This is a genomic window from Klenkia sp. AC732 (genome assembly GCF_979256525.1).
In genome coordinates, this window is sequence record NZ_CEEDOS010000023.1 from 19,276 (window position 1) to 33,456 (window position 14,181).

General features: G+C 74.1%; 11 protein-coding genes. 7 read left to right on the plus strand and 4 right to left on the minus strand.

Features of this window, described 5'->3' with window-relative positions; translation table 11 throughout:
- Window positions 1-93 precede the first annotated feature (93 nt).
- Entirely contained in the window at window positions 94-6,492 is a 6,399-nt protein-coding gene (locus AC0IVP_RS12585) for an OmpL47-type beta-barrel domain-containing protein (protein WP_471756907.1), read from the minus strand.
- 254 nt (window positions 6,493-6,746) lie between these two features.
- A complete protein-coding gene (locus AC0IVP_RS12590; protein WP_471756909.1) occupies window positions 6,747-7,904 on the minus strand; it encodes a trans-sulfuration enzyme family protein in 1,158 nt (385 codons plus the stop codon).
- A gap of 74 nt (window positions 7,905-7,978) precedes the next feature.
- Between AC0IVP_RS12590 and AC0IVP_RS12595 the strand changes: the two genes are divergently transcribed.
- Complete coding sequence (locus AC0IVP_RS12595; protein ID WP_471756911.1) at window positions 7,979-8,569, plus strand: helix-turn-helix domain-containing protein; 591 nt, start codon at window positions 7,979-7,981, stop codon at window positions 8,567-8,569.
- Window positions 8,566-9,282: a B3/B4 domain-containing protein gene (locus tag AC0IVP_RS12600; RefSeq protein WP_056295657.1), complete on the plus strand. Its 717-nt coding sequence runs from the start codon at window positions 8,566-8,568 to the stop codon at window positions 9,280-9,282. Before AC0IVP_RS12595 ends, AC0IVP_RS12600 begins: the two co-directional genes overlap by 4 nt.
- A gap of 25 nt (window positions 9,283-9,307) precedes the next feature.
- Here AC0IVP_RS12600 and AC0IVP_RS12605 read toward each other — a convergent pair whose 3' ends face one another.
- Entirely contained in the window at window positions 9,308-10,282 is a 975-nt protein-coding gene (locus tag AC0IVP_RS12605) for a GlxA family transcriptional regulator (RefSeq protein ID WP_471756913.1), read from the minus strand.
- A 95-nt stretch (window positions 10,283-10,377) separates the two neighbouring features.
- Between AC0IVP_RS12605 and AC0IVP_RS12610 the strand changes: the two genes are divergently transcribed.
- Genes AC0IVP_RS12610 through AC0IVP_RS12620 form a run of 3 tightly spaced genes read left to right on the plus strand, consistent with a single transcriptional unit; the run spans window position 10,378 to window position 11,685 of the window.
- The gene (locus AC0IVP_RS12610) at window positions 10,378-10,992 is read left to right on the plus strand and encodes an isochorismatase family protein (RefSeq protein WP_056295655.1); all 615 of its coding nucleotides are present in this window, start codon (window positions 10,378-10,380) and stop codon (window positions 10,990-10,992) included.
- Between the two features lie 25 nt (window positions 10,993-11,017).
- A complete protein-coding gene (locus AC0IVP_RS12615) occupies window positions 11,018-11,365 on the plus strand; it encodes a DMT family transporter (protein WP_056295652.1) in 348 nt (115 codons plus the stop codon).
- Entirely contained in the window at window positions 11,365-11,685 is a 321-nt protein-coding gene (locus AC0IVP_RS12620) for a DMT family transporter (protein ID WP_056295650.1), read from the plus strand. The genes AC0IVP_RS12615 and AC0IVP_RS12620 overlap by 1 nt, the downstream gene beginning before the upstream one ends.
- A gap of 38 nt (window positions 11,686-11,723) precedes the next feature.
- Here the strand turns inward: AC0IVP_RS12620 and AC0IVP_RS12625 are convergent, their stop codons facing one another.
- Window positions 11,724-12,566, minus strand: a complete 843-nt coding sequence (locus tag AC0IVP_RS12625; protein ID WP_471756915.1) for an SDR family oxidoreductase — start codon at window positions 12,564-12,566, stop codon at window positions 11,724-11,726.
- A gap of 173 nt (window positions 12,567-12,739) precedes the next feature.
- Between AC0IVP_RS12625 and AC0IVP_RS12630 the strand changes: the two genes are divergently transcribed.
- Entirely contained in the window at window positions 12,740-13,318 is a 579-nt protein-coding gene (locus tag AC0IVP_RS12630) for a MauE/DoxX family redox-associated membrane protein (RefSeq protein WP_471756917.1), read from the plus strand.
- Complete coding sequence (locus AC0IVP_RS12635) at window positions 13,302-14,093, plus strand: DsbA family protein (RefSeq protein WP_471756919.1); 792 nt, start codon at window positions 13,302-13,304, stop codon at window positions 14,091-14,093. Before AC0IVP_RS12630 ends, AC0IVP_RS12635 begins: the two co-directional genes overlap by 17 nt.
- Window positions 14,094-14,181: the final 88 nt, after the last annotated feature.

Consider the following 14,181-nt stretch of genomic DNA (forward strand, 5'->3'; position numbering starts at 1 on the left):
CGTCACAGCCCCCAGGAACGCCACAGCCCCTGGCCGGTGTCGGCCAGGGGCTGCAGCAGGTGTCTCCTCGTCGCCCCGGTCGGGGGCGCCGGGTCAGCGCCGGACGGTGATCACCACCTGGGCGGTGGTGGTCGTCCCCGTCGTGACCACGGTCGTGGCCCCGTCGGGAGCGGTCGCGGGCACCCGCACGGTCACCCGGGCCGCACCGTTCACGTCGGTGAGGACCTGGGCGACCTCGACGCCGCCGACGGTCACCGCCACGTCGTCCCAGCGGGCGTGCCCGGTCAGGCTCAGCGTGACCGCCGCCCCGGGGGCGACCCGGCTGGAGCTGGCCGTGACCCGGGTCGGGACGTCCTCCTTCACCGTGAGGGTGAAGGCCTTCGCCGTGGAGGTGTTCCCCGCGGCGTCGGTGGCCCGGTAGGTGACCACGAAGTCCCCGACCCGGTCGAAGACGACCGGGTCGGCCGTCGCGGCCTGCCAGTCACCCTGGTTGACCCGGTACTCGACCCGGGTGACCCCGGACTGCGCGTCCGTCGCGGCGAAGACCGCCGAGAGCGGGTTGCGCGGGGTGATGGTGCCGCTGGTCGGCGTCCGCGTGACCGCGGCCGTCGGCGCCACCTTGTCCAGCTTGACCACGGTCTCGGCCTCCGATCCGGCGACGACGACGTTGGAGCTCAGCACCCGGTGGCCGATGACCGTCGTGCCGTTCCTGCTGACGGTGATCGAGGAGGTCACCGTCCGCCAGGCCCCACCGTTCACCTGGTACTGCACCCGCTGGCCCGCAACCGGCGGCGTCAGCCGCACGAGCACGTCCTGCTGGTACCACCCGGCGTCGCTGGGCTGGTCCGCCGAGGTGATCGCGACCGTCGCGGCAGCGCTCTGCGGCGCCGTCACGGTCACGGTGACCTGCTTGGCCGCCTCGACGTTCCCAGCCGTGTCGACGGCCCGGTACTGGACCACGTGCGGGCCGACGGCGGTGAAGCCGACCCCGGCCGCCGTGGCCGGCTGCCACGTCGTCCCGGCGTCGGTGGAGTACTCCACCCGGTCCACCCCGGAGCCGGCGTCGGTCGCGGCGAACGTCACCGTGACCGTCGTGCCCTCGGGGACGGAGCCGCCGGCCGGGTTCGTGCTGGCCGAGGACACCGGGGCGACCCGGTCGACCTGCACCGTGGTCGTGGTCTCCTCCGAGACCAGGCCGGAGGAGGCGACGGCGCGGGTCCGCAGCTCCTGCGGGCCCGGTGCACCGTCGAGGGTGACGGCGCCGTCGGTGACGGCGGTCCAGGTGCCCTCGCGCAGCTGCTGCACCCGGGTCCCGGCGTCCCAGCCCTCGACGGTCCACTCGCTCAGGGCGAGACCGGCGGAGGAGGTGCCGTTGCCGCGTGCCTGCAGGACCATCCGCAGCCCGGTCGTGGTCACCGCGGGGAACGCGACCGTGTTGGGCTGGCCGGCCGCGACCGGGTAGGCCGAGGCCCCCTCGACGTCGACCCACTGGCCGGCAGCGTCCAGCTGCTGCAGGGACCAGCCGGCGGGCAGGCCGACCCCGTCACCGGGGGAGGCCGCCGTCGTGTCGCTCCAGAAGTGCGCCGTCGAGCCGGTGAGCACCTTGGGGGTCGCCCAGCGGTACTCCACGGTCCGGCTGGCCGGTCGGTCGGGGGACCAGGTGCCCCAGACCGGGTTGGTCACACCGGTGTAGGACACCCGGCCGTCGGCCAGGGCCGCGAGGGTGTTCCACGGGGCCGTGTAGGCGGCGGCCGGCGCGGCGGTGCCGGCCAGGGCGCCGGCCGAGGGACGGACCTGCACGGTCGGGGCGGTGACGTACCACCCGGCCGCTCCGTCGGCGGCGGCTGGCGCGACCGTCGCCACCGGGGCACCCGGCCGGGCCGCGACGCCCACCGGGGCCGAGACCACCGGCGAGAAGAGCTTCTCGCCCTGGGCCCGCAGCGCGACCGTGTACTCACCGACCGCGGTGCCGGTGAAGACCACCTGGCGGGCGTCGGCGGGCACCGTCCGGACGACGGGGGTGCCGCCGGCCAGCGAGGTCAGCACGACCTCGTGGGAGGTGACGCCGGAGTCCGCCGCAGGGGCGGTCCAGGAGACCGTCACGTCGGTGCCGGCGACGTCGGCCCGCAGCCCCTCGGGTGCCGCGGGTGCGACACCGTCCGGGTTCTGCTCGACGGTCACGGTGACCAGCGCCCGGACGGCGGTGCCGGCGACGGTGCCCGCGACGTCGAAGGTGCCCTCCTGGGCATACCGCGCGGCGTCCACGGCGTCCCAGACCACGGGACGGCTCTCCTGGGCCCCGCTGCCCCCGGCGAAGACCGCCACGACGGTGCGCGGCAGGTCGGGGGCCGAACCCACGTACGTCCGCGCGGTGGCCGGCTGCAGCGACGCGATGTCGTTGGAGCTGGCACCGACGCTGACGGTGGCCGTCACGGCCGTGGCGGACCCGGCGAGGGTGCCGTTCACGACCAGCTGGCCGGGCACCGAGTACCGGGAGGCGTCGACGGCCTCCCAGTCGACGGGCACGGTGACCCGCCGACCGTCGGCGTACACGGCCACGGCGGTCGCCGGCAGGGTGGCCGGCGTCCCTGCGGCGGTCCGCAGGGCGATGGGCTCCACCTCGTCGACGGCCGTGGTGAACACGTCCAGCTCGGACAGGGCGATCGCGGCGTTGTTGCCGTTGCCCGGGCTCGCGGTGAACACCACGCGCAGGGCCGTCGTCTCCACGGGGGTGAAGCCGACCCGGCTCTCCTGTCCCCGGGGGGACGTCGGGTACGTGGTCGCGTCTACGGGCCGCCAGGACCCGTCGGCGGCCAGGTGCTCGACCCGCCAGCTCTGCGGCAGGGCGACACCGGTACCGGTGCCCGGTGCGGTGTCGTTCCAGAACCAGGCCGAGACGCCGGACACCCGCTGCGGGGAGGCCCAGGTCTGGGTCACCGTGTCCTGTGCGGGGCGGGCCCCGTCACGGTAGGTGCCCCAGAGCTCGGTCTGTGCCGGGTCGGTGGCCGAGACGACCCGGCCGTCGGCCAGGGCCGCCAGCCGGTTCCACGCCGCCGTGTGGCTCGCGGTGGCCTGCGACGTCCCGCTGATGTCCGGGCCGGGGGGCAGGTCGCCGCTGACGGTGACCGAGACCGGCACCGTGGTGGTGGACTCCCCGTCCGTGGCGGTGAACTCCAGGCGGTAGTCGCCCTTCTCCGAGAACGTCAGCACCGTGCTGGGGCTGGTCGGGTTGGTGTTGGAGACCCGGGCGTCGTCGGAGGGCGTGCTCACCACGGTCCACGACGAGGTGAGCGCGCCCGAGGGCAGCCCGTCGTCGGTGACGTTGCCGGTGAAGCGCACCCGCGGGGAGCCCTCGGCGGCGTCGCGGTCCAAGCTCACGACCGGTGCGGCGTTGGTCGCCGGCGTGTACTCGGCACCGGTGTCGCGCAGCCGCACCTCCTTCACACCGGTGCGGGCACCCGGGGCGTGGTACGCCAGGACCCGGAACTGCTGGGCGGTGACCTCCTCGAAGTTGACCGTGTTCAGGTTCCCCTGCGGGGTGACCGGCGTGCGTGCCTGGTTCGCCACCGAGACCCAGGCGCCGGTGGCGTCCTGGTACTGCACGGCGTAGCGGCTGGGGGCCGCGTAGCCCGGGACGGTGGTCGAGGACGACGAGCGGTAGAAGTGCACCTGCGCCTCGTCGACGGCGGTGGGCTCACCGAGGTCGATCTGGATCCAGTCGGACTCGTTGGGCGAGCCGGCCGTGCCCCAGAAGGGCTCGTTGACCGTGGAGCCGTCGACCGCACCGGCGGGGGCCAGTGGCTTGCCGCTGGGGGTGTTGCCCCCGGCGGAGTGGGAGGCCGTGACGGGCCGGCCGGTGGCCAGGTCGGGCGCCTCGGAGGTCGCGGGGTCGATGTCGACACCGGCGAGGGCCATCAGGTCCACGACCCGGTCGTCGGAGTCGAACCGCACGTCGTCGGCACTGGCGAGGGTGCTGGTGGTCGAGGTCGTGACGCCGGCCTCGGTGGTCACCTCACCGGTCGAGGGGTCGTAGACGGCCGGCTGGAGGGAGTCCAGCGTGAACGCCAGCTCCCCGTCGAGGTAGACGGAGTAGCCCTCCGGTGCGGCCTCGTAGTGGTCCTCGCCGCCGGGGGCGTCCCAGACGATGCTCAGGTCCTGGTCGTGGTACCGGATGTTGTTCGCCGCGAAGTGGTCCCAGTCGATGTCGATGGGGGACACCTCGATCAGGTCGTCGGCCCGCGTCTGCAGGCCCATCGCGTCCTCGATCAGGGTGAAGTTGGTCGTCCCGAGCTGGGTCTGGTGGATCCACGAGCGGTACTGGATCGACCCGCCGTCCTCGGTGGAACCGTGCGCCCAGAACTCGTTCTCGTTCTGCCGGGTGACGTCCCCCTCCTCGTAGGAGGCCCAGGCGTTCCAGTAGAGGAGGTTCTTGTAGTACTCCGAGGTCAGGTACTGGTTGGGGTAGTCCCGGATCGTCGAGGACAGCAGCCGGAACATGACCGTGGAGTTGATGGTCGAGAAGTTGTTCGAGTAGACCCGGCCGGGGTCGCGCTCGGCTCGCGCCTGCGCGTCGACCTGGTTGGCCGTGTAGAAGGGGAACGGCGAGTACTGGGCCTCGTCGACGAAGAGCCGGAAGGACTCCAGGTACTTGGGGTCGAAGTCCGCGTCACCGGGCTGCGGCATCAGGCCGACGGTGTACGGGTAGTACATGTTCACCTCCTTCCACGGGATCTGCTCCCCGGCGACGGCGCCGTAGTCGCTGGCCGCGTAGGAGGCCTTGACCAGGTTGCCGAACAGGCCCGCCTCGTCCGGCGTGGTCCGCTGGTCCTCCCAGAGGACGTCGAGCACGGAGGCCTTGATCTGCTCGGCCTGGGCCCGCATCTCGGCGGCCGCGGCGGTGTCGCCGGCGAGCTCGTAGGCCTCGGCGGCGGACATGGCGCCGGCGTAGACGTAGGCGCTCTCGGGGCGGTCCATCGCGGTCGAGTGCCACGGGTCGGGGCCGCGCCAGGAGAAGGACACCGCGTCGGTGTCGTTGCCGGGCCAGGCCGGGCTGGTGTACTCGATCAGACCGTTGTCGTTGCTGTCGAAGCGGGCGAGCTGCCCGGTGACGTCGTCGCGGGCGTAGTCGGCGATCTGCTCGGCGATCGAGCTGTCACCGCCGTGCACCTGGTAGCTCTCCCAGGCGGACTCGGCGATGTAGTTGGAGTAGTTGGCGTTCCAGTTGACCGGGTTGCCCGGGTTGTCGATGAAGGCCTGGTGCCGGGCGACCTCACCTGCCGACAGCCACGAGCCGTAGGAGGACGCCGGGTCGCGGAAGTACTTGAGGTCGTCGACGAACATGCCCGTGGTGAGCACGATGGCGTTGTTGTAGGCCTGCCCGAAGACGCCCTCGATGGCGGTCGGGAACTGGAAGTCGTTGCCGGAGACGTTCGCGTCCAGGTAGTTGGTGCGCAGCAGCCACCACCGGTAGAAGGCGGACTTGTCCAGCTCGGGGGACGGCGTCTCCAGGTAGGGGACGTTCTCCACCCACCACTCGTTGTACGACGTCGTCTGCGCGGCGTACGCGGCCTGCGGGGCGGCGGCGCGGATCCGGTCGTAGGCCTGCCCGGCCGCGGGGATCTCGGTGGTCAGGAAGCCCATCTGCACCTTGACGTCGGTGCCGGTGGAGCCGGCCTGGACGGTGCGCGTGAGCTGGTTGCCCGAGGCGGTGAACCCGTCGCCGGACAGCCGGGTCTCGACCCGGGTGACGTTGTGCGGGGTGGTGACGCTGCCGCGCAGCTCGTCGCCCTCGGCCCGGTCGGTGAAGGGCGAGGCCGCGGTCAGCGTGACGTCCCTGGTGCTGCCGTCGGTCGTGCTGATCGAGACCCACTCGGCCAGGACGTTCTCGGCGTCGATGAACTTGGCCTGCACCACGCGCAGCCCGGACCCGGTGAACTCACCGGACCAGTAGCTGGGGGTGTTGTGCCGCTTCGCGGTGTCCTCGATCAGGGTGACGGTCTGGCCGCCGACGGTGAGGGTGAGGGTGTAGGCGGGGCGGTTGCCCAGGCTCTCGATGTAGGCGACGTCGCCCTGGAAGCCCAGGCCGGCGGTCGAGTCCTCCATGTACAGCGCACGACCGCGGGAGAAGAGCACCGCGTTGTTGTCGTAGTTGATGTTCTCCGGCTGGCTGGTGTTGAACGACAGCCCGCCGGGCTCGTCCGGCGGCGCCCCGTCCCGGGACAGCATCTCGTCGACCCAGAAGTCCTGCCCGGGCCGGGAACCGGCGCCCTCGGCCACGTCGGCGTCGAAGACCTCCCGCAGGTAGGACGTCGAGGGGTCGATGTCCAGGCCGGTGTCGGGGACGGCCTGGTCGCCGTTGACGAAGACCGGGTAGTCGAGGTCGGCGACGGTGTTGGACAGCCCCTCGCCGTAGGGGTCCCAGGGGTCGGCTGCGGAGGCGGTGGACGCCGGCGTCAGGGTCACGAGGACGGCGGTCACGGCGGCCGTGGCCATCACGGGTCGATACCGAAAGAGTTTCACGGAGCTCTCTTCGTCGTTGATGAGGCGGGGCACGTGCACGAGTAAGTGCAGGTCAGCGGAACCTAGCAGTGACCTGTGCAACACCGAAAGCGTTTCCCCACGATGACCGCGACAGAGGGAGTGGCCGGGTGAAGCCGTCACCGACGGTGCCCGCAGCGAAGACAGCCCCGGGCCGACGGCGTCGGTCCGGGGCTGTCCTGGGGGTGCTGGGGCGGTTCGGCGGCGGGTCAGTGGCGGGGGGTCTGCTCCCTGAGGACGGCGTCCAGCGCCCCGGACAGGTCGGCCCACAGGTCCTCGACGTGCTCGCACCCGACGCTGATCCGGACCAGTCCGGCGGGCACGTGCTCCTGGCCGGGGAGCTTGGCGCGCCGTTCCAGGGTCGACTCCACCCCGCCGAGGCTGGTGGCGTGGGCGACCACCGTGACGCGCTCGCAGAAGGCGTCGGCGAGCCGGGCGTCGGGCAGTTCGAGGGTCAGCACGATCCCCGGCCCGCGCATCTGCCGGGCGGCGAGGGCGTGCTGGGGGTGGCTGGGCAGGCCCGGGTAGCCCACCGGGAGACCGGCCGGGTGGGCGGCCAGGCGCCGGGCGAGCTCGCCGGCGGAGGCCTGGGCGCGCTCCACCCGCAGGGCCAGGGTGCGGGCGCCGCGCAGGGCCAGGTAGCACTCCAGCGCCCCCGGGGTGGCGCCACCGACCTCCCGGCGGCGGGTGAGCCGCTCGCGGTCGGCGGGGTCGCGTACGGCGACCAGGCCCAGCAGCAGGTCCGAGTGGCCGCCGATGGCCTTGGTGGCGCTGTGCACCACGACGTCGGCGCCCAGCTGCAGCGGGTTCTGCAGCAGCGGGGTGGCGAAGGTGTTGTCCACGGCCACCCGGGCACCGGCCGCGTGTGCCGCACGGGTGACGGCCTCGATGTCGACCAGGTGCAGCAGGGGGTTGCTGGGGCTCTCCAGCCACACCAGGTCGGCCTCGGCCACGGCGGCCAGCAGGGCGTCGGTGTCGGTGGCGTCGACCTCGACGACGTCCCAGCGCCCTCCCGCCGCGGCGCCGTCGGCGAGCAGTCCCCGCAGTCCGGTGTAGCTGTCCCGAGGGACGACGACGCGGGCGCCGACCGGGAGCAGCTCCAGCACGGCGGCGATGGCGGCCATGCCCGAGGAGAAGGCGACCGCCGGGCCGCCCTCGAGGTCGTCCACCAGCTCCTCCAGCGCCTCCCAGCCGGGGGTGCCGTCGTCCCGGGCGTACTCGCGGCCGACCTCGCCGGAGCCGGGGGCGCGGAAGGTGGAGGCGAGCACGACCGGCACGTTGAGCGGCTGGCCGGCCCGGTGCTGTCCACGTCCCAGGCCGACGAGCCGGGTCTCGACCCGGAGGCTGTGGGGCTGCTCGGTGTCCATCCGCGATCTCCTCGACGTCCGTCCGGTGAGTGCACTATGTTGCACCACATGAGGCAGCGTAAGGCGGCGTCGGCGTGAAGGACACCCTGGTGGTCAACGAGCTCATCGGGGACCGGGTGCGGCGGCACCGCACCGCCCGCGGCTGGACCCTCGACGAGCTCGCGGAGCGGTCGGGCGTCAGCCGTCGGATGGTGATCACCATCGAGCACGGCGAGGGCAACCCGAGCATCGCCACCCTGCTGCGGCTCAGCGACGCACTCGGCGTCGGCCTGCCCGTCCTGGTCGACGTCGACCAGGCCCGCACGACCACCGTCACCCGGGACGGCGACGCCCCCGTGCTGTGGCGCGGGGCCTGCGGCGGCCGTGCGGTGCTGGTCGCCGGCACGCGACCGCCGGACGTCGTCGAGCTGTGGGACTGGTGGCTGAAGCCGGGGGAGGAGCACCGCAGCGAGGCGCACAGCGCCGGCACCCAGGAGCTGCTGCTGGTCCGCGACGGGGCGGTCGACCTGCACGTCGGCGAGCGGGTCGAGCGGCTGGCCGTGGGCGACTCCGCGGCCTTCCCGGGCGACGTCGCGCACGGGTACGCCGCGCCCGCCGACGGGGACGGCTGCCGGTTCACCCTGACGGTCTTCCAGCCCGGCGTCGGTGCGGGGGTGGCGTCGTGACCGCGGCCGCGGACTGGTTGGCGGCGGCCTCGGTGGACGACGCGGTGCTCGCGCTGCGCCCGGACTACCGCGCCCTGCTGCTGGTCGCGGAGGGACTGCGAGGCGGTCCCCCGGACGAGGACAGCGAGCGGCTGCTGGGCGCCGCGGAGGCCCGCGCCCGGGCGCTGGTCGGGGAGGGGGCGCCCGAGGCGCTGCCGCACCCGGCCGCCTGGCGGGAGGCCTACCGCGCGTTCGGTGCCAAGCCGCAGCGCACCCGACCCAGCGTGGAGGCCCTGCTGCGGCGGCTGGACCCGGGTCTGCCCCGGGTCGACCGGGTCACCGACGCCTACAACGCGGTGTCCATCGCCCACCTGCTGCCGATCGGCGGGGAGGACCTGGACCACTACGAGGGCCCGGCCGCGCTGGTCCGTGCCGACGGGACCGAGGTCTTCGACACGACGGCCGGCGGTGAGGCCGTGGTCGAGCACCCGGAGCCCGGCGAGGTGGTCTGGCGCGACGACGCCGGCGTGACCTGCCGGCGGTGGAACTGGCGCCAGGGCACCCGCACCCGCATCACGCACGCGACCACCCGCGCCGTCTTCGTCCTGGACGGGCTCGGACCGCTGGGGGTCGAGGGGCTGACCGCGGCCGCGGACGCCCTCGAGCGGGACCTGCAGGCCCTGCACCCCGGCGTGCGGACGGCCCGCCGGCTGGTCGGCCCGCCCGACGCCTGACCGCTCGACGCCCGACCGTGCCTGCTCAGGCCGCTCCGGTCCCGGCCCGGGTGCTGAACTGCCGCCGGTACTCCGAGGGCGAGGTGCGGAAGGCCGCGGCGAAGGCCTGCCGCAGGGTCACCGGGTTGCCGAAGCCGCACGCCGTGGCGACCTGGTCGACCGGGCGGTCGGTGCTCTCCAGCAGGCGCCGGGCCAGGTCCAGCCGGCGGGAGCGGACCCACACCGCCGGGGTGGTGCCCGTCGAGGCCTGGAAGGCCCGGATGAAGGTGCGCCGGCTCATGTGCGCGGCCGCGGCCAGCTCGGCCACCGTGAGGGACCCCTCGAGCCGGGTCAGCGCCCACTCCTGCACGTCGGCGATCGGGTCGCGCTCGGTGGAGGCCGGCAGCGGCCGCTCGATGTACTGCGCCTGCCCGCCGAGCCGGTGCGGGGCGACCACCAGGCTGCGGGCGACCTGGTTGGCGGCGGTGGCACCGAGCCGGGTGCGCACCAGGTGCAGGCAGGCGTCGATGCCCGAGGCGGTGCCCGCCGAGGTGAGGACGTCGCCGTGGTCGATGTAGAGGACCGAGGTGTCCAGGGCGACGTCGGGGTGCCGGCGGGCCATCGCGTCGAAGGCCTGCCAGTGGGTGACGGCGCTGCGCCCGGCCAGCAGGCCGGTGTCGGCCACGACCAGTGCGCCCAGGCACAGCCCCACGACGGTCGCCCCGCGCGCGTGGGCGGTGACCAGCAGGTCGACCAGGTCCGGGTGGGCCCGGCGGCCGTCGGCGGACCACGAGGGGACGACGACCAGGTCGGCGCCGGCGGCGGCCTCCGGGCCGGCGACCTCGCCCAGCGTGAGGCCCTCGTCGGTGCGGATGCTGCCGGGCCGGTCGCCGAACAGCACGGTCTCCCAGTCGCCGAGCCCCTGGCGGCGGACCTCGTCGAACACCATCTGGGGGACGGCGAGGTGGAAGGTGGTGACGCCGTCGAAGGCGTAGACGGCGACCCGGGTGGGGGTTGGCACGGAACCATCGTAAGACTGCCGCCGTGCCAGTGGTCGGATCGGTGGCACGACCGCAGAGTGGGTCCCGACCGTCCACCCAGCCCTGGAGGCACCCCGTGACCCAGCCCCGCCGCGCCCTCGTCGTCATCGACGTCCAGCAGCAGTACTTCGCCGGCCCCCTGGAGGTGCAGTTCCCGCCGCACGCCGAGTCGCTGCCCCGCATCGCCGCCGCTCTGGACGCCGCGGCCGCCGCCGACGTCCCGGTCGCCGTGCTGCAGCACACGACCGGTGAGGGCGCCCCCGTCTTCGACCCGACGACGCCCGAGTGGCAGCTGCACCCCGAGGTCGCCCAGCGCGTGCCGGCCGGGTCGTTCCACTCCGAGAAGCAGTTCGGCACCGTGTTCGCCGGCACCGGCCTGGTGGACTGGCTGCGCGAGCGGGAGGTCGACACCATCACGCTGGTCGGCTACATGACCAACAACTGCGTGCTCGCCTCGGCCGCCGAGGCCGAGACCCACGGACTGTCCGTCGAGGTCCTCTCCGACGCCACCGGCGCCATCAACATCCGCAACGAGGCCGGCTCGGTCGACGCGCGGACCGTGCACACCACGCTGATGGCGCTGCTGAACTCCAACTGGGCCGCCGTCACCGACACCGACGGCTGGACCGCGGCCCTCGGCACCGGCAGCGCGCTGGCCGGCTCGAACCTGGTCGTCTCGGCGACCAGCTGAGGACCCCACCACCAGGAGGGACCGCATGGGCGCCTGGCCGTTCCTCGTCGGCGCCATCACCGCCGAGGTGACCGCGTCGCTGTCGCTGAAGGCCGCCCAGGACCACCCGGGCTGGTACGCCGCCGTCGTGCTCGGGTACCTGGTGTCCTTCGCGTTCTTCGTCGGTGTGCTGCGCCGGCAGATGCCGGTCGGGGTGGCCTACGGCATCTGGGGGGCCTCGGGTGTGGTGGCGACGGCGCTGCTGTCGGCCGCGGTCTTCGGCGAACCGCTGTCCGCGCTCACGGGTGTGGGCATCGGCCTGGTCGTCGTCGGCGTGCTGACCGTCGAGATCGGCAGCCAGCAGGCCGCCCGCGCCCCGGGTGGGACCGCCTGATGGGCTACCTCTTCCTGGTGCTGGCGATCGTGGCCGAGGTCAGCGCCACCCTGTCGCTGCGGATGGCGTCCCGGGGCAGCCGGCGGTGGTACGTGCCGGTCGTCGTCGGCTACGTGGTGGCCTTCGGGCTGCTCGCGCTCGTGCTGCGCGAGGGCATCGGCCTGGGCGTGGCCTACGGCATCTGGGCGGCCTCGGGCGTCGCCCTCACCGCGGTGGCCGGCCGGGTCCTCTTCGCCGAGCCGCTGACCCGGACGATGGTCGCCGGGATCGCGGTCATCGTCAGCGGTGTGCTGCTCATCGAGCTGGGCTCGGCGCACTGAGGTGCCGCCGTGGGCCCCGTGCCCACGGCGGCCGCTGCTCAGAGGCCGAGGTCGCGCAGCCACTGCCCGACGGTGCGGGGGGTCAGGCCCAGGACCGTCTGCGCCGAGGTGGCGGTGTCGATGACCTCGCCGGACTGGGTCGCGCGCCAGACGTAGGAGTCGATGACGGGGCGTGCACCCGCCTCACCGAACATCGGGATGATCTGCCGGCCGAACTCCTCCGGGGTGACGGGGGAGAACCGGACGTCGCGCTCGAGGTGGCCGGCGAAGCCGGCGGCGAGGTCGGCACCGAGGAGGGCGGGCAGCGCGCCGACCCCGATCGTCCCGGACACCGAGGTGTCGGTCAGCAGGGCGACGGCGGCATCGGCGACGTCCAGGTGGGAGCACCAGGAGACCGCGTAGTCCTCGCGCAGGGGGTAGGGCAGGACGCCCTCCTCGCGGGCGGGCCCGACGACCACGGGCAGGAGCAGGTTCTCCAGGAAGAGCTTGGGGGCGAGGACGGCGTGGGACACCCCGCCGGCCGCGAGCAGGCCGAGCAGGACGTCACCGGGGCCCTCCTGGCCGGGGACGCCGATCGGGAAGCCGCTGGTGGAGAAGACCACGCGTCCGGGGCGGGCCCGGGTGGCGGCCTCGCCGATGGCCCGGGCGGCCGCCATCTGCTGCTCGGGGGAGCCGACGGGCAGGTGGACGAAGACGCCGTCGGCGCCGGTGTAGGCGGCCACGAGGGAGTCCGCCGAGGTGCTGTCGACGGCCACGGCGGGGTGGCCCTGGACGGCTGCGGTGTTGCGGACGGCGGCCGTGGCCGACAGTCCGGCGGCGGTGAGGGCGGCGAGGACAGGAGCGCCCTGGGCGCCGGTGGCGCCGTGCACGATGTAGGTCATGGCCACCATTGGTGCATGCCATGCACCGGTTACGTCAAGTGCACTGATGCTGGTGAGGTGCACTGCCGGGGTGCTGGCGCCCCGATCCGGGCCGAGGACCCCGGAGGCGCGACCCGAGGGGCACACGACCGATCGCCGGGAACTCCTGGGCCCCGGCCGACGACCACTCCACCGTGCACCTGAGCAGAGCGACCCCCTGGCTGGGGACGACGGCCCGCATCGGACTGGGCGTGGTGTGGCTGGTCGCCGGCGCGCTGAAGTTCCCCGACCCGGCCGCCGCCGAACGAGCGGTCCGCGCCTACCAGCTGCTCCCCGAGGCCCTCGTCGGTCCGGTGGCCTTCGGGCTGCCGGCCCTGGAGGTCCTCGTCGGCCTCGCGCTGGTCGCCGGGGTGGCCGTGCGCGCAGCCGCGGTGACGTCGGCCGTCGTCCTGGTGGTCTTCATCGCCGCGGTCTCCTCGGCCTGGGCCCGGGGCCTGCAGATCGACTGCGGGTGCTTCGGCGGCGGCGGTCAGGTGGAGGCCGGTGAGACCGCGTACCTGAGCGAGGTGCTGAGAGACGTGGCGCTCCTCGCCGTCGCGGCAGCGCTGGCCCGGTGGCCGCGCACCCGTCTCGCCCTGAGCTCCGTCCTGGCGGGGCCCCCGATCCACCACGGCACCGATGACCCCGACCCCGATGACACCGACCCCGACGACGCCGGCCCCGGTGCCGCGTCCCCGACCGATGAGGACCACGTCCGTGTCTCCCAGCTCTGACCCCACCCGCGGGCCCGGCGCCCGGCCCGCCCCCGGCAAGCGCGCCGCTGCCCGCCAGCGCATCGACCAGAAGCGTGCAGCCGAGCGGGCCGCCGCCGACGCCGCGGCCCGCAAGCGGCGCGGGATCATCGGCGCGACCACGGCGGCCGTGGTCGTGGCCGTGGCGATGATCGTGGTCATCATCGTGCAGACCGCCCGCACCTCCGGCCAGCAGGACGCGGCCTCGCCCGCCGGTGTGACCGAGGGCGCGGTCGTCGTGAACGAGGGCGGCCCGGTCGTCGTGCAGGTCTACGAGGACTTCCTGTGCCCGGCGTGCCGGCAGTTCGAGTCCACGGTGGGCGACACGCTGACCCAGCTGGCCGCCGACGGCGACATCGAGCTGCGCTACCAGCCGATCGCGATCCTGGACCGCGCCTCGACCGACGACTACTCGACCCGGTCGCTGAACGCCGCCGCGGTGGTCGTCGACGCCGCGGGACCGGAGGCGTTCCCGGTACTGCACGACGCGCTGTTCGCCGAGCAGCCGGCCGAGGGCGGGGCGGGCCTGAGCGACGACCGCCTGGTCGAGCTGGCCGCCGAGGCCGGCGCCACCGGGACCGCCGTCGAGGAGGGCATCCGGGACCTGCGCTTCGAGGGGTGGACCGAGCGGGTGACCGAGCAGTCCAGCCAGGACGGGGTGAGCAGCACCCCCACCGTCCTGGTCGACGGCCGGCCGCTGACGGACCGGACCGCGGCCGGGCTGACCGCTGCGGTGGACGCGGCCCAGGGGACCTGACCCGGGCCGCCACCACGGCGGTCGTCATCGAGCACGCCCCGGCCCACCCGTCCGGACCGCACCACGCGCGACACCCCGAGGAGCCCGA